The 23,102-nt window shown below is 31.5% G+C and carries 30 protein-coding genes; 6 read left to right on the top strand and 24 right to left on the bottom strand.

From position 1 onward, the window contains the following. Window position 1 precedes the first annotated feature (1 nt). From RH95_RS06850 to RH95_RS06770, 18 genes are all read right to left on the bottom strand, one after another. Entirely contained in the window at window positions 2–2,431 is a 2,430-nt protein-coding gene (locus tag RH95_RS06850) for a VirB4-like conjugal transfer ATPase, CD1110 family (protein ID WP_000653488.1), read from the bottom strand. Further along, window positions 2,343–2,732, bottom strand: coding sequence for a PrgI family protein (locus RH95_RS06845; RefSeq protein WP_000332203.1), 390 nt, complete (start codon window positions 2,730–2,732; stop codon window positions 2,343–2,345). Before RH95_RS06845 ends, RH95_RS06850 begins: the two co-directional genes overlap by 89 nt. A gap of 3 nt (window positions 2,733–2,735) precedes the next feature. Next, a complete protein-coding gene (locus tag RH95_RS06840; RefSeq protein ID WP_000595841.1) occupies window positions 2,736–2,999 on the bottom strand; it encodes a hypothetical protein in 264 nt (87 codons plus the stop codon). Between the two features lie 17 nt (window positions 3,000–3,016). Continuing rightward, window positions 3,017–3,880 (bottom strand): VirB6/TrbL-like conjugal transfer protein, CD1112 family, encoded by an 864-nt coding sequence (locus RH95_RS06835; RefSeq protein ID WP_000466907.1) that lies wholly within the window; start codon window positions 3,878–3,880, stop codon window positions 3,017–3,019. 19 nt (window positions 3,881–3,899) lie between these two features. Next, entirely contained in the window at window positions 3,900–4,115 is a 216-nt protein-coding gene (locus RH95_RS06830) for a Maff2 family mobile element protein (RefSeq protein WP_000394208.1), read from the bottom strand. A gap of 3 nt (window positions 4,116–4,118) precedes the next feature. Further along, window positions 4,119–4,430, bottom strand: coding sequence for a hypothetical protein (locus tag RH95_RS06825; protein WP_000807037.1), 312 nt, complete (start codon window positions 4,428–4,430; stop codon window positions 4,119–4,121). After that, entirely contained in the window at window positions 4,411–4,542 is a 132-nt protein-coding gene (locus tag RH95_RS09885) for a hypothetical protein (RefSeq protein WP_019034762.1), read from the bottom strand. Before RH95_RS09885 ends, RH95_RS06825 begins: the two co-directional genes overlap by 20 nt. Window positions 4,543–4,595: 53 nt before the next feature. After that, window positions 4,596–6,380 (bottom strand): VirD4-like conjugal transfer protein, CD1115 family, encoded by a 1,785-nt coding sequence (locus tag RH95_RS06820; RefSeq protein WP_010247013.1) that lies wholly within the window; start codon window positions 6,378–6,380, stop codon window positions 4,596–4,598. Further along, window positions 6,377–6,862 carry a PcfB family protein gene (locus RH95_RS06815; protein WP_000606570.1) on the bottom strand — a complete coding sequence of 162 codons (486 nt, stop codon included), beginning with the start codon at window positions 6,860–6,862 and terminating at the stop codon, window positions 6,377–6,379. The genes RH95_RS06820 and RH95_RS06815 overlap by 4 nt, the downstream gene beginning before the upstream one ends. Next, the gene (locus tag RH95_RS06810) at window positions 6,859–7,710 is read right to left on the bottom strand and encodes an ATP-binding protein (protein ID WP_000817919.1); all 852 of its coding nucleotides are present in this window, start codon (window positions 7,708–7,710) and stop codon (window positions 6,859–6,861) included. The genes RH95_RS06815 and RH95_RS06810 overlap by 4 nt, the downstream gene beginning before the upstream one ends. Next, entirely contained in the window at window positions 7,707–8,486 is a 780-nt protein-coding gene (locus tag RH95_RS06805; RefSeq protein ID WP_010247004.1) for a replication initiator protein A, read from the bottom strand. The genes RH95_RS06810 and RH95_RS06805 overlap by 4 nt, the downstream gene beginning before the upstream one ends. An 83-nt stretch (window positions 8,487–8,569) precedes the next feature. Continuing rightward, complete coding sequence (locus RH95_RS06800) at window positions 8,570–8,875, bottom strand: CD1845 family protein (RefSeq protein WP_023055163.1); 306 nt, start codon at window positions 8,873–8,875, stop codon at window positions 8,570–8,572. Then, a complete protein-coding gene (gene rlmD, locus RH95_RS06795; protein WP_010247000.1) occupies window positions 8,868–10,424 on the bottom strand; it encodes a 23S rRNA (uracil(1939)-C(5))-methyltransferase RlmD in 1,557 nt (518 codons plus the stop codon). The genes RH95_RS06800 and rlmD overlap by 8 nt, the downstream gene beginning before the upstream one ends. Continuing rightward, window positions 10,411–11,238: a CvfB family protein gene (locus tag RH95_RS06790; RefSeq protein WP_010246999.1), complete on the bottom strand. Its 828-nt coding sequence runs from the start codon at window positions 11,236–11,238 to the stop codon at window positions 10,411–10,413. The genes rlmD and RH95_RS06790 overlap by 14 nt, the downstream gene beginning before the upstream one ends. Beyond that, window positions 11,229–11,801: a hypothetical protein gene (locus RH95_RS06785; protein WP_010246997.1), complete on the bottom strand. Its 573-nt coding sequence runs from the start codon at window positions 11,799–11,801 to the stop codon at window positions 11,229–11,231. Before RH95_RS06785 ends, RH95_RS06790 begins: the two co-directional genes overlap by 10 nt. Before the next feature lie 66 nt (window positions 11,802–11,867). Beyond that, window positions 11,868–13,343 (bottom strand): VanW family protein, encoded by a 1,476-nt coding sequence (locus RH95_RS06780; RefSeq protein WP_235777718.1) that lies wholly within the window; start codon window positions 13,341–13,343, stop codon window positions 11,868–11,870. Continuing rightward, window positions 13,255–13,899, bottom strand: coding sequence for an endonuclease III (gene nth, locus RH95_RS06775; RefSeq protein WP_010246993.1), 645 nt, complete (start codon window positions 13,897–13,899; stop codon window positions 13,255–13,257). The genes RH95_RS06780 and nth overlap by 89 nt, the downstream gene beginning before the upstream one ends. Window positions 13,900–13,910: 11 nt before the next feature. Beyond that, window positions 13,911–14,192, bottom strand: a complete 282-nt coding sequence (locus RH95_RS06770) for a DUF503 domain-containing protein (RefSeq protein WP_010246991.1) — start codon at window positions 14,190–14,192, stop codon at window positions 13,911–13,913. A 183-nt stretch (window positions 14,193–14,375) separates the two neighbouring features. On the opposite strand from RH95_RS06770, the gene RH95_RS06765 reads away from it, so the two are divergent. The 6 genes from RH95_RS06765 to RH95_RS06745 are packed head-to-tail and all read left to right on the top strand — an operon-like array spanning window position 14,376 to window position 19,389. Then, complete coding sequence (locus tag RH95_RS06765; protein ID WP_010246989.1) at window positions 14,376–15,896, top strand: ABC transporter substrate-binding protein; 1,521 nt, start codon at window positions 14,376–14,378, stop codon at window positions 15,894–15,896. After that, window positions 15,889–16,218, top strand: a complete 330-nt coding sequence (locus tag RH95_RS09820; RefSeq protein ID WP_010246987.1) for an ABC transporter permease family protein — start codon at window positions 15,889–15,891, stop codon at window positions 16,216–16,218. The genes RH95_RS06765 and RH95_RS09820 overlap by 8 nt, the downstream gene beginning before the upstream one ends. After that, window positions 16,209–16,829 carry an ABC transporter permease gene (locus RH95_RS06760; RefSeq protein ID WP_235777717.1) on the top strand — a complete coding sequence of 207 codons (621 nt, stop codon included), beginning with the start codon at window positions 16,209–16,211 and terminating at the stop codon, window positions 16,827–16,829. The genes RH95_RS09820 and RH95_RS06760 overlap by 10 nt, the downstream gene beginning before the upstream one ends. Before the next feature lies 1 nt (window position 16,830). Then, window positions 16,831–17,646: an ABC transporter permease gene (locus RH95_RS06755; protein ID WP_010246983.1), complete on the top strand. Its 816-nt coding sequence runs from the start codon at window positions 16,831–16,833 to the stop codon at window positions 17,644–17,646. After that, window positions 17,643–18,632 carry an ABC transporter ATP-binding protein gene (locus RH95_RS06750; protein WP_010246980.1) on the top strand — a complete coding sequence of 330 codons (990 nt, stop codon included), beginning with the start codon at window positions 17,643–17,645 and terminating at the stop codon, window positions 18,630–18,632. The genes RH95_RS06755 and RH95_RS06750 overlap by 4 nt, the downstream gene beginning before the upstream one ends. Further along, window positions 18,610–19,389, top strand: coding sequence for an ABC transporter ATP-binding protein (locus RH95_RS06745; protein ID WP_010246978.1), 780 nt, complete (start codon window positions 18,610–18,612; stop codon window positions 19,387–19,389). The genes RH95_RS06750 and RH95_RS06745 overlap by 23 nt, the downstream gene beginning before the upstream one ends. Before the next feature lie 45 nt (window positions 19,390–19,434). Here the strand turns inward: RH95_RS06745 and RH95_RS09815 are convergent, their stop codons facing one another. From RH95_RS09815 to RH95_RS06720, 6 genes are all read right to left on the bottom strand, one after another. After that, on the bottom strand, window positions 19,435–19,599 hold the full coding sequence (locus RH95_RS09815) for a hypothetical protein (protein WP_235777716.1): 165 nt from the start codon (window positions 19,597–19,599) through the stop codon (window positions 19,435–19,437). Further along, window positions 19,590–19,937 carry an acyl-CoA thioesterase gene (locus RH95_RS06740; protein ID WP_010246976.1) on the bottom strand — a complete coding sequence of 116 codons (348 nt, stop codon included), beginning with the start codon at window positions 19,935–19,937 and terminating at the stop codon, window positions 19,590–19,592. The genes RH95_RS09815 and RH95_RS06740 overlap by 10 nt, the downstream gene beginning before the upstream one ends. Further along, window positions 19,918–20,841, bottom strand: a complete 924-nt coding sequence (locus RH95_RS06735) for a pseudouridine-5'-phosphate glycosidase (RefSeq protein WP_026038608.1) — start codon at window positions 20,839–20,841, stop codon at window positions 19,918–19,920. Before RH95_RS06735 ends, RH95_RS06740 begins: the two co-directional genes overlap by 20 nt. Then, a complete protein-coding gene (locus RH95_RS06730) occupies window positions 20,831–21,910 on the bottom strand; it encodes a carbohydrate kinase (RefSeq protein WP_026038607.1) in 1,080 nt (359 codons plus the stop codon). Before RH95_RS06730 ends, RH95_RS06735 begins: the two co-directional genes overlap by 11 nt. Before the next feature lie 51 nt (window positions 21,911–21,961). Then, window positions 21,962–22,564: a thymidine kinase gene (locus RH95_RS06725; RefSeq protein ID WP_010246970.1), complete on the bottom strand. Its 603-nt coding sequence runs from the start codon at window positions 22,562–22,564 to the stop codon at window positions 21,962–21,964. Window positions 22,565–22,572: 8 nt separating this feature from the next. Beyond that, a partial coding sequence (locus tag RH95_RS06720) for a peptidylprolyl isomerase (protein WP_010246968.1) occupies window positions 22,573–23,102 on the bottom strand: 530 nt, incomplete at its 5' end.

Genomic DNA, 23,102 nt, shown 5'->3' with positions numbered 1-23,102 from the left:
GCTACCTCACTTCTTCAGGCTTGGTAGTCATCTTCTGATAGAGAATTGTATCTTTCGGGAACTTATCAAGGAAAGGAACAATGGTATTTCCAAAGAACAGTAATCCCTCGCCCTCATTTGAGTTGGTAACATATCTAAGCTGAGGAAGTGAGATTTTAAGTTTTCTTGCTAAAATTTCTCTGTCTCCTGACGCTTGATTTAGCATTAAGACAAAGTCGGTATTATCAAAGATATTTTCAATTTCCTTACTCATAAGTAGGTCTTTGACATTTTGCGTAATACCCGTAGGGATACCTCCCCACTTACGAAATCTTTTCCAAATCTCTACCGAATACGATGCTGTCTGTTCATCTTTTAGCAGCAAGTGGAACTCGTCGATATAGTACCTTGTAGCCTTGCTTCCTCTATTTTGAGATACTTTATTCCACACCTGATCCTGTATAACAAGCATTCCTATTTTCTTTAGCTGACTTCCAAGCTCTTTAATATCAAAGCACAGGAGTTTCTTATTTAAGTCCACATTTGACCTGTGATTAAAAACATTAAGGGAACCTGATACATAGATTTCCATCTCCGTTGCCAGCTTTTTACCGACCTTTTCTTCCTGTCCTTTTAACATATCGTATAGGTCTTGCAGTATTGGCATATTGTCAGGAGTTGGATTATCAAAATACTTTTCGTAAATCTTAGGTAAGCACCTGTCTATAACGGACTTTTCTTCTGCCGTAAGACCACTGCCGCCTACTACAAGCTCCAGCATACTCATAATGAAGTTTGCTTTGTCTTTCAGTGGCGCATCCCCATCGCCATAGTTCATATTTATATCAAGGGGATTCAGGTAATCTTTGGACTTACTGCTGACTTTAATGACTTCTCCATTAAATTGTCTTACAAGGTTTCCATACTCTCCTTCTGGATCGCAGATAATCACATCATCGTCCGTTACTAAAATTGCATTTGCCATTTCTCTTTTAGCACTAAAGGATTTACCACTTCCAGGAGTTCCGAGGATTAGACCGTTTGGATTTTTGAGTTTTTTCCTATCTGCCATAATCAGGTTATGGCTTAAGGCATTTAGTCCGTAATAAAGACTGTTACTTGAATTGATAAAAAGCTCCTCTGTGGTAAAGGGCATAAAAACTGCCGTAGATGATGAGGTTAGTCCTCTATCTATCTCAATCTTGTTTACGCCAAGAGGTAGCACGCTGATAAGTCCTTGTTCTTGCGTATGGTCAAGTCTTTTCAGCTTGCAGTTATGCTTATTTGCAATGGAACTTATCTGAGAGATTGTGTTATCAAGCTTTTGCACCGTTTTTGCAAAGTTCATAAAGACGATACTTACCACAAACATTCGTTCATCTCTTGTCTGCAAATCTTTTAAGAGACTCTTTACATCTTCTCCATAGGTGATTAAGTCCGATGGAAGAATGTCCATATCATAACCGCTTCTTACCGCTTTCTTATTTTCCTCAATTTTCATCTTGTCAATATCGGTATTTTTTCTCTTTACCATTTTAATAGCTTCCGATTGGTCGATTGCCTTAATATGAAAGGAAATATTGATGTTATCATCAATATCCAAAAACTCGGCAAGCATACGGTCTGAAAGCTCGCTGGCAAGAATTTGAAAATGGCTGACTGCCCCGATAAATTTTCCAAACTTAAAGTACCTTGAAGGCGTGAAGTTAAATTCATCAGGTACAATGTATGTTTTAGTGCTTTCCCTTTTCCTCAAATTTTTGTATGAAAACTCAAAGGTCTTATTGGGATTTAATATATCGTGAAGAATCTTGAGTCTTTCTTCCCCACTTAAACTTTCCGCACGAACTCCCATACTCTTTAGATTAGATAATATATCTATCTCCAGTCTTTCAAGTTTTGATGTTGCCTGCTCTAAATTATCCGCTTCTACTGTAAAGGTTACATACTTTGATTTTTTCAGTCCATTATTTCCCTTTACAATCTGACTTTTAAGCATCTCTCTAAACTCAAGACGTATATCGTCAAAACCGTCCTTTTTATCTGGTATCTGAATTGCCGACTTCATTTCTTCGTTTCGTCCAAGTTGATTGATATATGAAAACTCAATACTGATACTTGGATCAAAGGAGTTTAGAAAATTTGCAAACTGATTAAAAATAAGATCCCTATCTTCATCTAAAGCAAGTTGGTAGTTAATATCCTGAAAGGCTATGCTTTTACTAAAGTGCTTTTCGTCAAGCTGACATATACCACTTTTTAAGAGTCTATGATAGGGAATGGTATCTTCGACAGTATATCTTTTTGGTTCTTTTCTAAAAATAAGGTCAAGTAGCCCGCCTTTATCTTTTTTAGATTTTCCCTTATTTTGCTTTAAGTCCTGTCTTTGACTTCTTAACATCTTTTTGTTTTGTTCTAACTTTACCTGCTGAATCTTTCTTTTGTCTTTCAAGGTAAACCTCCTTTCTCACTCTTTTTTGTGGTTGATAAAACTTATGAAGGTAAATATATTTAAAATATTTCTCAAATGTCAGTCCGTCCTTTTCAAAAAGAGTGATGAAAAATATAGGGAGTGTGGACACAATGAGAAATATGACGGCTATATCATTTGGAACAACCTTTCGCATAAATAAATAGACTGGTAGTCCTACCAGTCCTGCGAGTGTGAAACCTATCATCTGCCTTTTGGTTAAGTTAAAAGCTACCTTTGTTTTTACCTTCTTTAGGTCTTTTGGGATTGGTACATACGCCATAACTTACCTCCCATCTTCTTTTTCTTTTGAAAGCTCCGCCATGTGTTCATATACAGAGCCGATTTCTTCCTGAATGCTTTCTATCTGTTTATCTGTATTTTTGTTATATCTTTCCTGCAAAATACAAAAGTCATTATGGCAGCGACCGATGTCTTTTGTTCTTTCTTCCAAGTCATTAATCTTGCTAAAAAGTTTGATTCTATCAATCACCGCTATAACACCTGCTCCGATTACTACTGATGTAAATACTGTTTTTCTTTTGATCATCCTATCCTTCCTTTCTGTTAGTGTGCATTTAATACGCTTTTGGCCAGAGTTCCGCTCTTTAGCATCATTAACCCCAGCAAAACCGCATATCCAAGTATCGTCATGGTACTTGTGTGTATATCTGTTATCTGTATTGTCTTAACTAATACTGCGTATATTCCAAGACAAACCATTAAAAAGAGTCCTTGTAGCCCAAGTGCAAATAGTCCTTTGATATAGTTTGTTCCAATTTGTCCCCACTCTTTGTTTCCCATTGTGGCAAATGGAATGGCTGAAACCGATGAGTAAACATAAATCTCAAACATTCTTCCGTAAACCACAAGCATGATTACAATGGAAATTACCTCTATGGCAACCTTTATGAGTGAGGTTTCAAAGAGAATCATGACAAGCTCTCCAAGCCCCTTTTCTTTTAAGGTATCCATCATTGCCACTATCTGATCTCCGGAAACGGTGGCAGAGGTATTTATCACCCCTGCCGCCTTATTTACCATATGTTGTGCCACATCAAAGACTGCCATTGAAAACTCAAAAGCATGAGATACTAACCATACAGCAATCCACATCTTGATGATGTACTTAAAAAATTCAAAGGTATCTGTATCGTGCATATTGTTCTTTTGCATTACCATATTGATAAGCTCAATACAAAGGACTGCTGTGATGATTAGTCCCGCTATGGGAATAATGACGGAATCGTTAATGCTTTTGATAAAGGCAAATACATCTCCGTTCCACCCCATGGGAGTTTTTCCTACATCTGTTGCAACTGCACCAACTTTATCGTTGATGTCAAGAAACATGGACTCTAAGTTTGCTTGGATACCGCCCAGTAGAAGTTCCTTAAAAAATTCTTCTATCTTGTCGAATATTCCAAACATCTAAGCTCTCCTTTTCTTCTTACTTGAGTACATTGGCAAGTAGCGGAATCAGCTTAAGTCCGATAAGGACAATACCGCCTCCTGCCATAAGCTGCTTAATACCTTGAGATTTTGCACCCGGATTGTCATTCCCATAACCTTCCATCAGGTTGATAACACCCCATGCTCCAAGTCCTGCACCTACTGCCATTACCAAAATCTTTAATACATTAACTGCCTGTGTAAAAAATTCCATAATTTATTCCTCCTCGCTTTCTTCTTTCTTTTCAATCTTGTTATATGACTTCACTACAAAGTTTTTGTAAGTCTTTCCCTCTTTTTCACGCTTCTTAAAGTAACCAAAGATATGAATCAAATCGCCTTTTTCAAAGTCCTTTGCTTTCTCCGATTTTTCTCCATAGGCGGCACAGTTGATATACTCCTTGCCTTTCCCGTACTTTTTTACAAGCGTGAAGTTTGCAACCTCAACAGTTTCTCCCTCTTTGTCAAAATTTGAGAAAGTGGGCTCTGCCAATAAATTGGCATTGATGTTAATCATTTCTTGCTTCATTAAAAATTTCTCCTTTTCTTTCAATAAAAAAGCGATTGGAGTTTTTTCTTTTCCAATCGCTAATGCTCATCCTATTTACTTTTTTCTTAGTGGGACTTCGTATTCTTATCATCTTACCTCCTGGCTTTGAGTAATAAAAAAGCAGCAAATCTATGTTCTTTAGACTTACTGCACTCTTGTAATAACTGTTTCCCTATTCAGCTTTGCTTTTCCTTTTCGCTTCATATAGCTTTCTATGTCAAACAAATTTTTCTTGTCATAGTCCTCAAGCAGCTTATAGTTCTTGTGTTTTGTAATATCGAATTTATCTGATAGAAAAGGTCTGACACCACGAAGCTGAAAAATACATTTACCGCCGTCCATGACCGTAATTTCATCTTGGCTCATAAGCTCCTTACCTGTCTTTTGATAATTAAGTCCAAAACTCTTTTGATTACTCCTTGTTTCCGATGTGTTGTAAAGGTCAATGGTTTCTTTACCAAGCGTTTCAGAAAGCTCTTTAAGTGTTGTTTTCTCCTTTCCACCAAGAAATAAAGTGCTATCACAGTTGCCCACGATTGTGTCAGCATTATCTTTATAGATTGCCTTTAGCTGAGATTGTGCTTGAAGAATTATACTCGCTGATATTTCTCTGGAACGGATTGTCGCTATCAGTTTTTCAAACTTTGGAATTAAGCCGATGTTTGCAAACTCGTCAAGTAGGCATCTTACATGAACAGGTAATCTTCCTCCATACACATCATCTGCCTTATCACATAACAAGTTAAATAGCTGAGAATACATAATAGATACCACAAAGTTAAAAGTATCATCTGTATCGGAGATGATAACAAAGAGTGCTGTCTTTCTATCTCCCAGTGTATCAAGCTCAAGTTCATCTTCACTCATTAGTTCTCTTAGCTCTCTTATGTCAAAAGGTGCAAGTCTTGCTCCACAAGATATTAGAATTGACTTGGCAGTTTTTCCAGCAGCCAATTTGTACTTTTTATATTGCTTCACCGCAAAGTGTGTCGGTTCTTTCTTTTCCAATGCTTCAAAGAGTCTATCAATCGGATTCATGTAGGTTTCATCATCTTCTCTTACCTCTGAAGCGTCTATCATATCAAGTAGTGTTGCAAAGTTCTTTTCTTCTCTTGGAGCTTCATACCAGATATATCCGATAAGTGCTGTATAGTAGAGTTTTTCAGCTTTCACCCAAAAATCCTCACCTGCTTTTTCTCCCTCGCCCTTCGTGTTTGCGATAATTGTCTGAACAAGCTTTAGAATATCTTTTTCAGAACGAATATATGCGAATGGATTGTACTTCATAGACTTTTTGAAGTTTATGGTATTTAGAATTTTAATCTCATAGCCATTATCTTCAAGCATCTTGCCACACTCAAGGACTATTGTTCCTTTAGGATCGGTTACACAATAGCTACTGTGCATTTGCATTAAGTTCGGTTTTACATAAAATCTTGTCTTTCCGGAGCCTGAACCACCTATAACCAAAACATTTTTATTTCTTGCATACTTTGGATTAGCTGGTCTGCCGTTCATAGTTAATCGTTCTGTTTGTGTAAGTAAGATATTGTTCTGGAACTTTTCATCCATATACGGTTCTATATCTTTTCTCGTTCCCCATCTTGCTGAACCATACTCTTTTCCCTGTCTGAACTTTTTTGCATTTTTGCCTTTGCTGTAGACAATGAATTTAATTAAAGCTGCTACTCCTGCACCAATTAAAATATCCGTAGGATGAATACTTGGAAGAAAGCTCATGGTGTTAAGCTCTAATATCCCTTGAAAGATTTTGTCTATTACATCGCCACCAGTATAAGCTCGTACATGGTGAGAGAAGATATTGCCAACATAGAAAAATGCAAGGTAGGGAATGTTCTGCTTTAGAAACTTTGCCTTATCCTGCACCTTAAACAAGCCTTTGATGTCCTTTAGTATTTTCTCTATCATAGGCTCTGCTCCTTTTGCTTGTTCTTGATTTTATCTTTAGAAACAGAATTTTTAGCCATCTCCTTAAACTTCTCAATGTTTTTATGAATAGATTCTTTCCTTTCCGTTTTCTTTTCTGATTCTGAAAGGGCGTGCTTAAATGCTTTGTCCATCACTTTCATATCTTTTGCTTGAAAGAACACTGAGTATTTACCTGATTCTTTATCTTTCATTACCGAAAACTTAACTCCATATCTGTTCAGTTCTTTTTTCAGTTCCTTCAATTCTGTTTCTTCTACTGGTATCTCTTCAAGCTGTCCCTTTTTAACCATATCTTTTAGTTTTACTTCATTCCCTTTACTCCCAACGAGCTTTTCAAGTCCACCGATTTTTTCTGATTCTTTCAGTAACTTCCTTATCAAATCCAAAAGTATCTTGCTTGTTACTTTGCCGGCTCTCACTTCCATGTTGAGCGTTTTTCTTGCAATTTCTTCATTGATCAAGTCCTTTCACCTCCGTTCAGTAATCTATCTTTATTGCGAGTTAGCTTATCTCTTTGAATAAACTTTCTGAAATCCTCGCCTACAACCATAACGGGAATACACATTTCAATAATTCTTGAATAGATTCTTTGATATTCAACACTGTCCTTGCAGTTTTGAATTGTGTCGTAGGAAAGATTTGTTGTGAAAATTGTTGGTTTCTGTTTTAAGTACCTGCTATTGACAATGTTATATACCTGCTCTTTAGCATAGCTTGTATCCCTTTCAATTCCCAAGTCATCTAAAATAAGAACGGAAGTATTTACAAGGGATTCAATATATGCGTTTTTATCAAAGTCAAAGCTGCTTTTTTGAAGTTCATTGATAATCTGTGCGAAATTTCTAATCTTAACACTTATTTGATACTGTTCAATAAGGCTATTTGCAATGGAGCAGGCAAGATAGGTCTTTCCGCTTCCTACAGAGCCATAAAAGAGAAGTCCGATATTTTCTTTTTTCATTTTCTCATAATCTTCTACAAAATTCTTTGCAATCATGAGGCTTTGATTTTCTTCTCCCTGATAATTTTCAAAGGTATATGACCACTCCCTCATGGAATTGAAGCAGGTTCTTTTTAACCTTTCAATTTCCATCTGTTTTTCTCTTCGTTTCTTTTGTTGCTCTATTTCTCTATCGCATTTACAAGCTACCCTTAATATCATTTTATTCCCGAAAAATTCCATTACATCACCGTCTTTTCTTTCGTGGCAGACTTTACAATAGGCGTGTCCATCTTTGATATACTCTTTTTCAGAATCATAGGCAAATTCTACATCCTCTATCATTATTTTTCCCAATTCTCTTTTCATAAATGTTCTCCTTTGTTATATTCTTCCCATGTCGGGACATTTGATGTTTTCGGCTGCTTGCTTTTGCCCTGATCTTTATAAAACCAAGAAAGGATCGTCGCTTTATGGTCTTTATAGATCTTTCCGGTACTCTTGATATATGCAGATAAGCGTTCAATGTAATTATCAAGCTGTGCATTTAGTTTGATTTGTAAATCAGAAATATCTTCATCAGTTAAAAATACATTTTGAAATGTTCCAAGTCCGTTTTCGCAAAAACTATATTCTCTCTTACTATACTTACTCTTATTATTCTCTATATAGTTAGAGTTAACATTTTTAACTTCCTGAAGTTCATTTTCTTTACTTCTGAGGTCAACATCTTTTACTTCTGAAGTAAAGTTTTTTGACTTCTGAAAGTCATTTCCTTTTGCTTGAAATACACTCATAAAGTCTTTTACATAAATGATATTAGGTTTTCCAAGTCCAAGCCTTACTCTTTCAATCAGTCCGATTCCTTTTTTACTGTCTAACTCATCCAATGTTTTTATGGCTGTTGGCTTTGAGATATTTCTTCTTCTCATAATTTCTTCGACGGTAAAATAGATAAATACTCTGCCTTCCTTGTCTATCCATTTATTTTTAAAGGACATTCCTGTACGCTTTAGAAGCATAGAGTATAGGATAATTGCTTCTGCCGATAACCCCTTAAATTCTTCTCCATCTACTAATATTTCAGGCACTTTCAAAAAGTTAAATCGCTCTGCTTCTCTGTTATAGAAATAGTCAAAGTCCATCGCTTCACCTCCTCTCTTAAAATTTGCAAAGAAAAAGACGATAGTTTTTCTATCGCCTTTGGTTACCATTTTGATGAAATTTTTTAAATTGATTTTATCTCTTCATTGATTCCCTGAAAGAATGCTATAACGGTTGCTCCAATCATCGGTACGCCGTATGGACTAACTAAAAATCCGATAATCAATGCTTCGATTCCGATGGTAACTTCTTTTTGTAAGAAAGATGCTATTGCTCCAAATATGCAAAACATCATCAGCAAATATAGCAGTGCCGTTCCTATTCCGAGTAAGAATGTCAGAAATGCAGTGAGAATACTAAGCAGGAAGCTGATTGGGAAAAAGATTATTTTTATTGTCCATCTCATAAAATATCTTCCCTTTCTATTCAATCATTTTGAAGTGTCTCAAGGCATCCATGATAGCTTCTTCTTTTTCAGGTGTACACTGTGGAATAATTTGTTTCTCCTTTTTAGACTTGTTGTAATGTTCTCGTAATTCTATTCCACATTTCCTTTTTATCTGTGCAATATATAATGTCGGAACTTTTAATTCAAATTTATTCCAAACATATTCTTTGATTTGAGCATATGTTGCCTTACTTTCAGCACTTGTCAAATCAAGCTCATCCAGCTCAATTTCAATATTTATATGCTTATCGACATCAAGTTTGGACAAAAGTGCTACCGTCTCCGCATGAGCAGTTTCTGGAAATAGGTTTACTAATGATACTTTTTCTACTTTATAAACTTCCTTTAAGGACTTTAAATCTCTTGCTTGTGTTGCTGGATTGCAAGATATATAAACTATTCTCTCCACTGGATTTTCTTTTAAAAAGTTTACTAATTTTTCATCTAGCCCTTTTCTTGGTGGATCTACTATTATTTTATTTGGCGATATTCTTTCTTCATGCCAAAGTCTTTCTATTATATCCTCTGCTGCACCTTTTGCAAACCTTGCTTCTATTTTATTGTTATCTGCATTTTTACGAGCATTTTCTACGGCACTTTCTACTATTTCTATTCCTATTACTTCTGCACCCTTTTTGGCAACTGAAAGTGAAATTGAGCCAACTCCACAATATAAATCAAAAATTTTATCATCTTCTTTTATTTCTAAATATTCAATTGCTTTCTCATAAAGTTTTTCTGTTGCACTTCTATTTATTTGAAAGAAAGATTGTGGTGAAACTTTGTAATTTAAATCTAATATTTTTTCTTCAATATAGTTTTCTCCATAAATTTTTTCAAATTCCCTTGAATAATGTTTATCGCTTGAGTTGTAATTTAAATATATTGACTTTACTCCAGAGTCTATCAAATTTGATAAAATAGACTTTATTTCTATCTTTCCTTTTTTTGAAACTAATATTAAAAGAACTTCATCTTTATAATTGGTCCTTATCCCAATCCCCTTTAATTCTTTTAAATTTTTATAATTTTTCATTATTCTTAGAGCTTTATTTGCAGATTCTTTTTGCATAATGCAGTCGTCTATTTCAACTATATTTTTTGAATTTTTTTCGTATAGACCGATAATTCCATCTTTTACTTGAAATTGCATATTATTTCTATAATGAATTTTTTCATCTGAATCTATTACTTCTTCTACTTTTAAATCAAGGCCTGCAATTTTTTTTAAATTCTTATTTACATTTCTTTTTTTCCAATTGAGTTCACTTTCGTCTTTATAGGTTAAAAAATCACAACCTCCACACTTTTTAAAATAAGGACAGGGGCTACTTACTCTGTCCTTTGATTTTTTTATAATTTTTAAAATTTTTCCTTTATAAAAGTTTTTCTTTTTCTTCGTAATAATAAATTCAACTTCATCGCCAATTACTCCTCCATTTAAAAATACTGGAACTCCATTTATTTTTGCTATCCCAAGTCCTTTGAAGTCAAAATCTGTAATCTTAGATCTGTATTTATTTTCTTCCATGCTTTAACTCTATCTTTGTATCATAAATGTTTATAATTCTATTTTTATATAAGTTTCCAACAGCTCTTTTATAAGCCTTTTTGCTAAGTCCTGTCAAATCTTTTATAAGTTCTTTGTCAGATTTATCCCCAATTTCTAGAACTCCGCCATTTTCTTCTAAAAGTTCAAGAATTAAATCACTGTCTGCATCAATTTGTTTATATGCCTTTTGTCTAAGAGTTAGTGTAATAAATCCTGTTTGTAATATTCTTTGAACTCTAGCTTCTACTTCATCACCTATTTTATAGATTCCCTTTAATTCCTCTTTTGGTATCATTCCGTCATATTCATTTTCAATTGCAACAAAAGCTCCTTTATCTCCAATGCTATATATAGTACCCTTTACTATATCATTTATTTTATAATTTTCATTTGTTTTTAGTTTATTTTTTATATTCATAGTAAGAGCTAACCTGTCACTTTTGTCGTGATAAAGGTATAAAAGATATTCATTTCCAACAGTAAGTCTTCCGTAGCTTTCTTTAAATGGAAGAAATATATCCTTGCCAATACCATTGTCCACAAAGTATCCTACTTTTGCTTTATCAACTACTTTTAATTTTTTTAAATCTCCAACTTCTGCGTATGGTTTTTTTAATGTCGCTTCAAATTCATCGTGAATATTGTACACAAAAGCCTCGACTTCTTCTCCTACTTTTAATTTTTCTCCTTCACTTTTACTTAGTCTAACTCTATTCTTTTCTTCATCTTCTAAAAATATTATGCCATCTTTTTTAGACGCAACTTTTAATTTTTGTACTTTTCCTAATTCCATGTTTTCTCCTCAATTATTTTTTTACCAATATCAGTAGTTTCTTCATACAAATCGTCGATTATTCCATAATCTATATTTTTTAAAACATCTATGCCATAATAAATAAAACAGGGACATTTTAATAAATTTAAAAATATTTCGTATGCCTTTTTGACTTCTACTAAATTATAATATTTAGTAAGAAGTATTCCAAATTTTACACACTCTTCAACATTAGAATCGCGCATAAGTAATATAGAAAGCCCTACCAATTGTGACTCATCAAACTCTATCTTTTGAAGTAAATAAGTTAAAAAATTCCTTTCAGATTCGATTGCCCTATTATTTTCAAAAAATTTTTCAAATTCGTCAATTGCTTCTTTTTTATTTATATAGTAATCATCAACAGCCTTGTTAATCTCTTTTGTATTAATGTAATTTATTTTTAGATTGCCTTTTGCAATAGAAAGTTCATAACTTCCATCACTTAGTTTGATTTCACTACTTTCATTTAAATTAAAATTATTTTCTATCAAAACTTTATAAATAGACTTTTCCTTTCTAAATCTCTTTAATATTTTCATATAGCTATTCTATCACAGAATTAATTTTTTTTATATTGTACAAAAAAATAAGAGCCTAAGCCCTTATTAATCTTCATCATTCTCATCACTTTCATTTCCCGTTCCAACTACAACTATTTTATCTTTTGGAACATAATAAGATTTAGAAATTTGTTTTTTATCAATTACTTTACCATCTTTTAAGATTTCTTTATAAGTTTTATATGAATATCCCTTGCCTCCACTTTGTTTCACAATTGATTCTCCATCTGAAATATCATCAGAATAAATTGTATTTACATCAGGAATTATTGTTTCTAAAAGTTCTGGAATAATTTTTACTTCATAATCTCTATCTTTTCCATTTCCCAAAACTTTAAAGTCAAGTTTTTCTCCATTAGCTTGGGATAATATTACTATGGGATTATTTGTATTATTTTTAAATTTTAAATCTTTATAACCACTTGCTACGGCAGCATCAGTCCCCAAATCAACATAACTTATAGGCCTAGAATGATTGTGCCTTTCAATTATTTCTAAATCAGATAAGATAAGAGAGTTGTAAAGAGTTGTCGAAACTTGACAAATTCCACCACCAATTCCGCTCTCATATTCACCACCAACAATTACAGTTGCACTTTTAAAACCATTTTCAGCAGTGATTTCTCCAACTACATCATTAAAAGAAATTTCATCCTCTGGACTTAATTTTAAATTATTAAATTTTGAAGCTGCAAGTTTAATATTATCTTTTCTATTTTTTATAGATCCAGAATAATCAGTTTCAAAATCCCCCAAAAGTTTATCTATACCATTATAATAACTTGATGTAATATTTGGGTTGCTATCATAAACAGGAAGCTCAATTTTTTCTTCCTTCAACATATCTAAATTAATTAATTTTTTTGTTTCATCTAAATCCAAATATCTTCCAATTTCTGATTTCTTTACAGTTACAGTTTTGTCTTCATTTATTATTATCTTTGCATCTACTGGCCTTTTATATATTTTTTCAGAAAGATCTTCAACGACTTTATCTCTTTTTGAAATATTTATATTAGTATCAGCAATAATATTTTTTTTAACAATACTACTTTTTATAATCTTAAAATAATTTGAAAATAAATTATCTCCTCTTCCATAAGAATAAGCTTCATTAACTGCCTTATTTAAATCAAGATTATACCCGAAATTCTTTAGAGGAATACAAAAGTTTTCTTCTCCAACATAAAAATCAATGTTTTTATTATTTATAATGACATCCATTTCTTTTTTTACTTTTGACAAAGCTTCTTTTTTTGATAAATTAGAAACATCAATATTTTCTATTTTTACACCCTTATGAATATTAGGATTTACATACTCCTTTGTAAAGTAAATTATAGATAAAAATATTATCATCAATATGACAGAAATTGTTATTAAAAATTTTTTATCTATATCAAATAATTTTGTATTAAAATTTTCCACTTTATTAAACTTCCTCATTATAATATCTACAAATTTTATTAATACTACACATTTCACAATTTGGATTTCTAGCAGTGCAACATCTTCTTCCATGAAAAATAAATAAATGATGCGCTTTAGTCCACCTATTTTTATCAATCTTATTTTGAAGAGCTTTTTCGGTATTTTCTACATTTTTTTCACTTACAAATCCAATTCTATTAGTGACTCTAAAAACATGAGTATCAACAGCAATAGCTGGAACTCCAAAAGCAGTTGATGCAACAACATTTGCAGTTTTTTTTCCAACTCCTGGAAGAGTCATTAACTCTTTAATAGTTTTTGGAACCTGTCCATTAAATTCTTCTATAATCACTTTTGATGAAGCTTTAATATTCTTTGCCTTGTTCCTATACAATCCACATTCTCTTATAAGATTTTCTAAAGTTTCTATATTCATATTGGCAAAATCACTAGGTTTATTATATTTTTTAAAAATCTCATTTGTAACTTTGTTTACCCTTACATCAGTACATTGAGCAGATAAAATTGTTGAAACTAAAAGCTCAAAAGGACTCTTATGAACAAGTTCACAATGCGCATCGGGATAAGTTTTTTCTAAAATATCTAAACATTTATCTGCTTCATCATGAGTTAATAAATTTTTCATTATTCACCATCTTATAAAATTTCTTTTTCAATATTTAAAATTTCAATTTCTTCAAAGTTATCTATAAAATTTATTACTTTTTCTAAAGTTCTATCCACAACTTTTTTGTTATTTGACACAGTTGTAAATCCTATAACAGATTTTTGCCACTTGTTATTTTCAGACACTTCAGCAATTGAAATATTAAATTTATTTTTTGACTTTTCAATAATACTTTTTAAAATAGTTCTCTTATCTTTTAGAGAACTTGCTCCGTAAATAAATATCTCTAAAGTACATATTCCTATTATCATAATAATTATTATAACATGAATATATAATTCTTTATATTTTAATTTGAATTTTGAACTTATAGAATTTAAATTATTTTTACACTATAAAATATTAATTTTACTTAATTAAATGGAATTTAATCTAATTATATGATATATTTTAATCGCGGTAATTGCCGCAAATAAAATATTTTAGGAGGAATCATGAAAAGGATTACTTTAGTCTTAACTTTTTTTCTAGGAGTACTACTTCTAGCAGGTTGTTCCAATTCAAAGGACAAAGCAGGAGATAGTGATAAAAAAAGCGAAGAAAACACACTAAGAGTAGCGATGGCTACAGAAATTGATTCGTTAGATCCATTTAAAATGACAGCTGGTGACACTGAAACTATTATGGATCAAGTTTTTGATGGATTATTCGATGTAGACACTAAAGGGAGTTTGGTTCCTGATTTAGCAGAGAGTTATTCTGTTTCAGAAGACGGAAAAACCTATGACTTTAAGTTAAAGAAGGATGTTTACTTTCACGATGGTAAGAAATTTGGTGCTGAAGATGTTTTATATACCTACGATGCCATGGCAGGTTTGACATCAAAGGAACCTCTTTCATCAAAATTTTCAATTATTGATAAAATTGAAGTTATTGATGATTTAAATATTAGAGTTCATTTAAAGGAAAGACAAAATGGATTCATATATTTAACTTTAAGACCAATTGTTGAAAAAGATTATAAAGATAACGGAACTAAACCAATAGGCACAGGTCCTTATGAATTTGTTTCTTACACTCCAGGAGAGGGTTTAAAGCTTAAAAAGTTTGAAAACTATCACAAAAAAGATCATATAGCTTATTTTGAAAATGTTGAAGTAATAAGAATTACTGACAGACAAACTATGATAATGGCACTTAAAAATAAGGACTTAGATTTAGCTGATCGCATTTCATCAGAGGAAGCAGATGAACTTAAAGATTCTTGTAATATAAAAAGTTTTCCACAAAATCTAGTTCAAGTTATGGGTTTAAACAACAATTTTAAAGCTTTCCAAGACAAAAATGTAAGACTTGCATTAAATTATGCAATTGATAGAGATGAAATCATAAAAAGCGCCGCAGAGGGAAATGCTACAAAACTATTTTCTTCTTTTTCACCTGCTTTAAAAGAATACTTTGAAGATTTAGGAGAATATTATCCTCACGATGAAGAAAAAGCAAAAGAACTTTTAAAAGAAGCAGGTTATGAAAATGGACTTAGTTTTAAACTAACAGTTCCAAGTGATTATAAATATCACATGGACACAGCTGAACTTATCCAATCTCAACTAGAAAAAGTTGGCGTAAATGTTACTATCGATCCTATTGAATTTTCTACTTGGCTAACTAAAGTTTATAAAGATAGAGATTATGAAGCAACAGTTGTTGGATTTATAGGATATCTTGATCCTGTTCAAATTTTAGGAAGATACACTTCTGAAAATGAAAAGAACTACATTAATTTCAAATCAAAAGATTTTGATGTTGCCATTTCTAATGCAGAAAAAGCTTCAACAAAAGAAGAAGAAATTAAAAATATTAAAGAATCACAAAAAATTTTAGCAGAAGAAGCTGCATCTGTTTTCATAGCAGATCCAGACAACAATCAAGCACTCAGAAAAGGACTTACAGGTTTAAACCAATACCCTATTCAAAAATTAAATCTTGAGGATGTAAAATTAGAAAATGAGTAAAATTTTCATTAAAAAGCTTATTTCCCTTTTTATTACACTATTTTTTGTAAGTCTAATAATTTTCTTTGTATTTCAGATTCTACCCGGAAATCCAGCAGAAATTATATTAGGAACAGAAGCGGATGAAGCTCAAGTTCTGGCTCTTGAAAAAGAGTTGGGACTTGATAAACCTATACTAGTAAGATATGGCAATTGGATAAAAGATATTTTAAGATTTAATATGGGTACTTCTTTAAAATATCAAGTTCCTGTAAAGGAGCTTTTTTTTAAGAAACTTCCTGTAACTTTATATTTAACTTTTTTTCTTTATTTTTGTCTTTAATAATAGCAATTCCCTTGTCTATTCAAATAACTGCAAAGTCTGATAAATGGTATTCTTCTATTATTACAGCCATAACACAACTTGGAATTTCAATTCCATCTTTTTGGCTTGCTTTTCTACTTATTTATCTATTTGCTGTTAAACTTGGATGGTTTAAAACTTTATCTTACAATGCAATGAGTGGTAGCTTTTTTCAAAAATTGTATAAATTCTTCTTGCCATCTCTTGCAATAGCAATTCCAAATATTGCAACTATTATAAGATATATGCAATCTGCAATTTTAGATGAAATTAATAAAGATTATGTAAGAACTGCAAGGATGAAAGGTCTTCTTTTGAAGGATATTTTGTACAAACACGTCCTTAGAAATGCTCTAGTTCCTGTCATTACAATTATTGGCATTAGCATAACTTCCAGTGTTGGCGGAAGTTTAATAGTTGAAAATGTATTTTCACTTCCAGGAATTGGATCATTAATTGTTCAGTCGATATCATCAAGAGATTTCCCTTTAATACAATCAGTTGTTTTTGCTGTTGCTTTTATGGTAATCTTTATAAACTTAATTATAGATATACTTTATAGAATTGTAGATCCTAGGATTAGAGGTTAATATGATACGAGAAAATAAACTTTCAATTAATATAGGAAAATTTATCTTAATTATGTACTTTCTTATTTTTATTATTTCCATCTTTTGGACTCCTTTTAATCCAAACGAAATTGTTACAAGTGAAAAATTCTTATCACCTTCACTAACTCACCCTTTTGGAACTGACAATATGGGCAGAGATATTTTATCTAGGATAATGGAGGGTACTAAGATTACAATTTTACTTTCCTTTGGGACAGTATTTTTTGCACTTATTTTTGGATCTATTATTGGAGCGTCGGCAGGTTATTTTGGTGGAAATGTAGATGAAATTCTTATGAGATTTATCGATTCATTAATGGCTTTCCCAGGAATTTTATTTGCAATGATGCTTGTTTTTATATTTGGTGCAGGTATTTTAAACACAATTATAGCAATTGGAACAATGTCAATTCCCTACTTTGCAAGAGTAGTTAGAAGTGGATTTCTGCAAGTGAAAGAATCTGCCTTTGTTAAATCTGCAATTGTAAAAGGTGCTAGCCCATTTTATATCGCAAAAAATCATATTTTCCCTAATATAAAAAATCAACTTATGGTAGCAATTATTTTATCAATATCTTCAGCAATATTATCTGAAGCAGGTCTTTCTTATTTAGGCTTAGGAGTTCGCCCGCCTCACCCTTCTTGGGGAAGAATGCTAAAGGAATCTCAATCTTATTTTTCGCAGGCACCTTGGTATTTTATCTTTTCAGGACTAAATCTTTCACTTTTAGTCCTTGGTTTTACACTTTATGGAGAAAGTTTTAGAAATAAAAGACTTAAGGAGAAAAAAGCATGAACAAATTATTAGAAGTTAAAGATTTGACTGTTGCTTTTAAATTAAATGATGCGTTAAAAAATGCAGTGAATCATATAAGTTTTGACTTATATGAAAAAGATTTTGTTGGACTTGTTGGGGAAAGTGGATGCGGCAAAACTGTTGCAACACAAACAATTTTAGGAATTCAAAGCCTTGATGCTAATATTTTATCAGGTTCATGCAAACTAAAAGATAAAGAAATTTTAAATATATCTGAAAAAGAATGGCAAAAATATAGAGCAACTTGTATTTCAACTATATTCCAAGAGCCAGGCTCTGCACTAAATCCACTTCAAAAAGTTGGAAAACAAATAGAAGAAGTTTTAAGAATTCATTATAATTTTTCTAAAGAAAAAAATAAAAAATTAGTATTAAAAACTATGGAAAAATGTGGTTTGAGAGATTCTGAAAACATTTATAATAAATATCCTCACGAATTATCTGGAGGAATGCAACAAAGAATAGTAATTGCCATGAGTCTTATTGCAAATCCTTATGTTTTAATAGCAGATGAGCCCACAACAGCACTTGATGCAAATATAGGAAAACAAATAATCGAACTTTTTATGGAAATTAGTAAATTATACGACGGTGCAATACTTTTTATTTCTCACGATTTAAATTTAATTGAGAAAATCTCTAAAAGAATTTTAGTAATGTATGCTGGTAGAATTGTGGAAAGTGCAAATACTAAAGATCTTTTAAAAAATCCACTACATCCTTACACAAAGGCTCTTATAAAAGCTGTTCCTTCTTATAAAAAAAGAGGAGAAAAACTTTATAATATTAGAGGAAAAGTCCCTGCACTTAAAAATAGAAACAATGAAGGTTGTCCTTTTTGGGATAGATGTGATTACACAAAAGATATTTGCAAAATAAAGTTCCCTGAAAGCACCAATTTTAATGGTCACATTGTCAATTGTCATTTATACGGAGATGAAAATGCAAGAGTTATTAAAAATTGAAAATATTGGAAAAACTTTTAAATCTTCTTCTTTATTTTTTCGCAAAAAAGAAAATATTGCATTAAAAAATATTAATTTTTCTATCTATAAAGGTGAAATTTTTGGACTTGTTGGAGAAAGTGGATCTGGAAAAACTACTCTTTCAAATATAATTCTAAAACTTTTAAAAGAAAGTGAAGGCAAAATTTATTTTAAAGGAAAAGATATTTCAAAGTTTTCTAAGGACGAACTATTTAATTATAGAAAAGAAGTTCAGATAGTTTTTCAAAATCCTTATTCTGCACTGAACCCCAAAAAGACAATTGGATTTTCACTAAAAGAGATTTTAAATATTCATAATTTATACACTGAAGAAGAAAGAGATAAAAAAGTTTTAAAAATTTTAAAAGATATTGAGTTAGAAGAAGATGTCTTAGAACAATATCCAAGCAGTCTTTCTGGTGGTCAAAAACAGAGAATTGCCATTGGACAAGCTTTAATTATTAATCCAGAATTTCTAATAATAGACGAAGGAGTTTCGGCACTAGATGTAAGCATACAAGCACAAATTTTAAATTTAATAAAATCTTTGCAAGAGAAATATAACTTTACTTGTCTTTTTATTTCTCACGATTTAAATGTTATTTCTTATTTGTGTGACAGAATTGGAGTACTTCTAAATGGAGAACTTGTAGATTTATTTCAAACTGAAGATTTAAAAAATTCTAATCGAAATGAATACACAAAAAAACTTTTTTCTTCAATAAAATTTGATTAATAAAAAATAAAGCTGCAAATAACATTATTACTTACAGCTTTATTTTTATTTTAAAAATTCTCTTATTCCGCTATTATTTCTTCTTCTAATTTTATTTATTTCTCTTCTACTTTCATATCCTTCAATTATTTTTTTCTCTTCAAGAGTTTCAGGTTCAATAAGAGGTATCTTACCAGCTTCAGTCCCCTTGCACTTAAAAGTTAAAAACAAAATGCTGCAAGTTCCATCTCTCCTGTCATTGATTCTTCTTTTACAAATTTTGTAAATACTTCTACAGAAGTATTGCCAACACCTGATATATATGTTGTCGCCGTTAAAAAATCACCTTGATTTATTGGTCTAACAAAATTAAAACTATCACATGAAATAGTTGCAACTTTTCCTCTAGTATGCCTTATTGCACAAGTTCCAGAACTGTGATCTGCAATTTCAAAAAGTCTAGGACCGTACATTGTGCCACCAGTATTTAAATCAGTAGGCATAACTCCATAGGTAAAAACAACCTTTGACTCTGAAACTTTTTTTGAATTAGTAAAGGTATTTTGCAACTTCAGCACCTAACCTTGCGTTATTTTTTACTAAAGCAATATTTGATTCAAGAGATTTTCCATCAGTTACCTCCAAAACTTTTGATAATAAAAAAGGTGTTGTTTCTTTTCCATGAATTTCCTTTTCTTCTGCCTCTACAAGAGCTTTTTCTATTGCTTCATTAATTTTTTCTTCATCCATAGAATCTTTTTCTGGGATTGGATTTGTAAGAAGTATTCCACCACTTAGTCCAAGATTCCATTGTGTATTTGCCACATCTGCTGCTTCCTTTGGATTTTTTATATTATAATCAACTTTGAATTCACTTTTTCTTGTAAAGAAAGCAGGCATATAATCTGTTTGATATCCAAATACTGGCACACCCTTTGTTTCAAGATACTCAAGTGTATGACCAATGTCAAGGATTGATTTACAACCTGCGCATACAATCATTATGTCATTTGACGCAAGTTCTTCAAGATCTCTTGAAATATCAAAGGTAACCTCTGCATTTCTGTGAACTCCTCCAAGTCCACCTGTCACAAAAATCTTAATTCCAGCAAGTCTTGATGCAATAATTGTTGATGCAACAGTTGTAGCTCCATTTAGTCCCTTAGATACAATATATGCAAAATCTCTTCTTGATGTTTTTATAATATCCTCTGATGTTGCCATGAATTCTAATTCTTCATCTGTTAATCCAATTTTTATTTTTCCGCCAATAATAGCAGTTGTTGCAGGAACAGCACCATTTTCTCTAATAATTTCTTCACAAGCTTTTGCCGTTTCAATATTTTGTGGATATGGCATTCCATGTGAAATAATTGTAGATTCAAGAGCAACTATTGGCACTCCATCTTCTCTTGCCTTTTTAACTTCATCACTGTATTCAACATATTTTTTTAACATTTCACTATTCATCATGCATCTCTCCCTTTAAATTATTTTCATTTAACTCTCTTGAACATGAATTATGACTTTTAAGTGTAATTCTAGCTGCACACTCTGCAGATAATAATCTCTTTTCAGTTTCAAAATTATTGTAGAGTCCATAGGAATACCCTGCCATAAAGGCATCACCTGCTCCACTTGCACTTACAACATCAACTTTTTTTGACTCTTTTTTTGTCTTAAAATTCTTATCAAAATAATAAGAACCATTGCTTCCATTAGTTATAACAAGACTGTTAAGACCCTCATTTAACAAAGAATCTCCTAATTTTTCAATTTCTCTTGTTTCAATTCCAACCAAAGCTTGTGCTTCATAAATATTTACTTTTAAAAAATAAATTTTGTCCAGTAAATTTTTTATTTTCATCACTTTTCTTGTGGAAACTCCATCAATTAAAAACTTGCCTTCTATATTTGTTAGCAAATAATTTAAAGTTTCTTCCTCTAAATTTGTATCTACAATTGTAAATTTTGCATTCTCTATTATCTTTTTATTTTTATCGATGTAATTTTTATCTATATTTTTTATTAGATCCATATCGCTTACAGCAACATACATATCTTTAGATTCATCTAAAATTGCAAGATAATGTGGTGTAATACCTTCAGTTATCAAAACTTTGGATACATCTACATTTAATGAATTAAGTTCTGACAAAATATTTTTTCCTGCATCATCTTTCCCAAGAACAGAAAGAAAAGTTGTACTCACACCCAATCTAGTAAGATTCTCACAAATATTTCTTCCAACTCCACCACTTGAATATTTAATTTTTCCAGGATTAGAATCCTTTCCTCTTAAAATATCAAAGGAGTAGCCTGTTATATCCATGTTACATCCGCCAAAAATTGCTACATAATTATCCTCTCTTAAAATATAACCCCTGCCAAGAATATAACCTGATGTGACCAAATTATTTATATGAGCAGAAACTCCAGGCCTTGTTATATTAAGTTCATCAGCAATTTCTTGTTGTGATATTCTTGGATTTTTCTTTATTAAATTTATAATTTCCCTTTCCCTTGGTGTCAAAAAAATCACCTCTAATCATTTAATTAGATTGTAATCAAAAGATTAGAGGTTGTCAATAATTTATAAAAATTTTTCTTGATTTTCTTTTAATTTATCTTCGTGAATCGCTTCAATATAACAATTTCTACAAAGTGGTTCATATTCTTCAACAGCTCCAAGTTCAACTCTCTTGTTGCTTTTTATTTTTCTATGAGAAACCCATGCATCTGTTCCGCATCTTTTGCATACTGCATGATGCTTATTTAAATAATCAACCTTAGGCATTATCTCTTTTACAATTTCAAAAGGTCTTGCCATGTAATCCATATCAAGTCCTGCCATTACAACAGTAATACCCATTGAAAGTATTTTTTCTAAATTTTTAATAACGACTTCTGGCTCGTCATTTAAAAATTGTATCTCGTCAATTCCTATTACTTCAGGTAAATTTTTCTTTGCAAAATCTAAAATTTCTCCAATTGATTCAACTTCAATAGCATCTAAAGAAATTTTATCATGAGTAACTATTTCAGACTTTGCGTATCTTTTATCCACAATCGGTTTAAAAGCAACTACTTTATAATTTGCAATAGAAAATCTTTTTAAGTCTTTTTCAAGAGAACTAGTTTTACCCGAAAACATAGAACCTGTGTGTAGAATCATTCTGCCTTTATACTGATGCATATTAACTCTTAGCCTCTATATTCTTCAATTAAAGCTTTTTCTATTACAATATCATCTAGTGGCTTATCCATAAAATCAATTTTTGATTTTGCAATATCGTCAACTACATCCATTCCATCAAAAACTTGTCCAAAAACTGTGTGTTTGCCATCTAGCCAAAATGCTCCTCCAAATTCTTTGTAAGCATTCCTAATTTCCTCTGGAAATCCACTTTTATCACCATCTTCTTCCCATTCAGAAATAATATAATCGGGAATTTTATCTCCTTGAACTATAAAAAATTGTGATCCATTTGTATTTGGTCCAGCATTTGCCATAGAAACAGCTCCCCTAAAATTTCTAAAATTAGGATGGAATTCATCATCAAAAGATTTTTTCCATTTACTTTCTCCGCCACGACCAGTTCCCGTAGGATCTCCACCTTGAATCATAAAATTTTCTATGACTCTATGAAATATAATTTCATCATAATATTTATCTTCTATAAGTGAAATAAAATTTTCTACTGCAAGAGGTGCTGCCTCATCAAATAATCTTA

The sequence above is a fragment of the Peptoniphilus rhinitidis 1-13 genome, from assembly GCF_000246925.1.
Classification (GTDB): domain Bacteria; phylum Bacillota; class Clostridia; order Tissierellales; family Peptoniphilaceae; genus Peptoniphilus_A; species Peptoniphilus_A lacydonensis.
The sequence above is the reverse complement of the archived record's forward strand: the minus strand, read 5'-3'. Positions and strand labels throughout refer to the sequence as shown.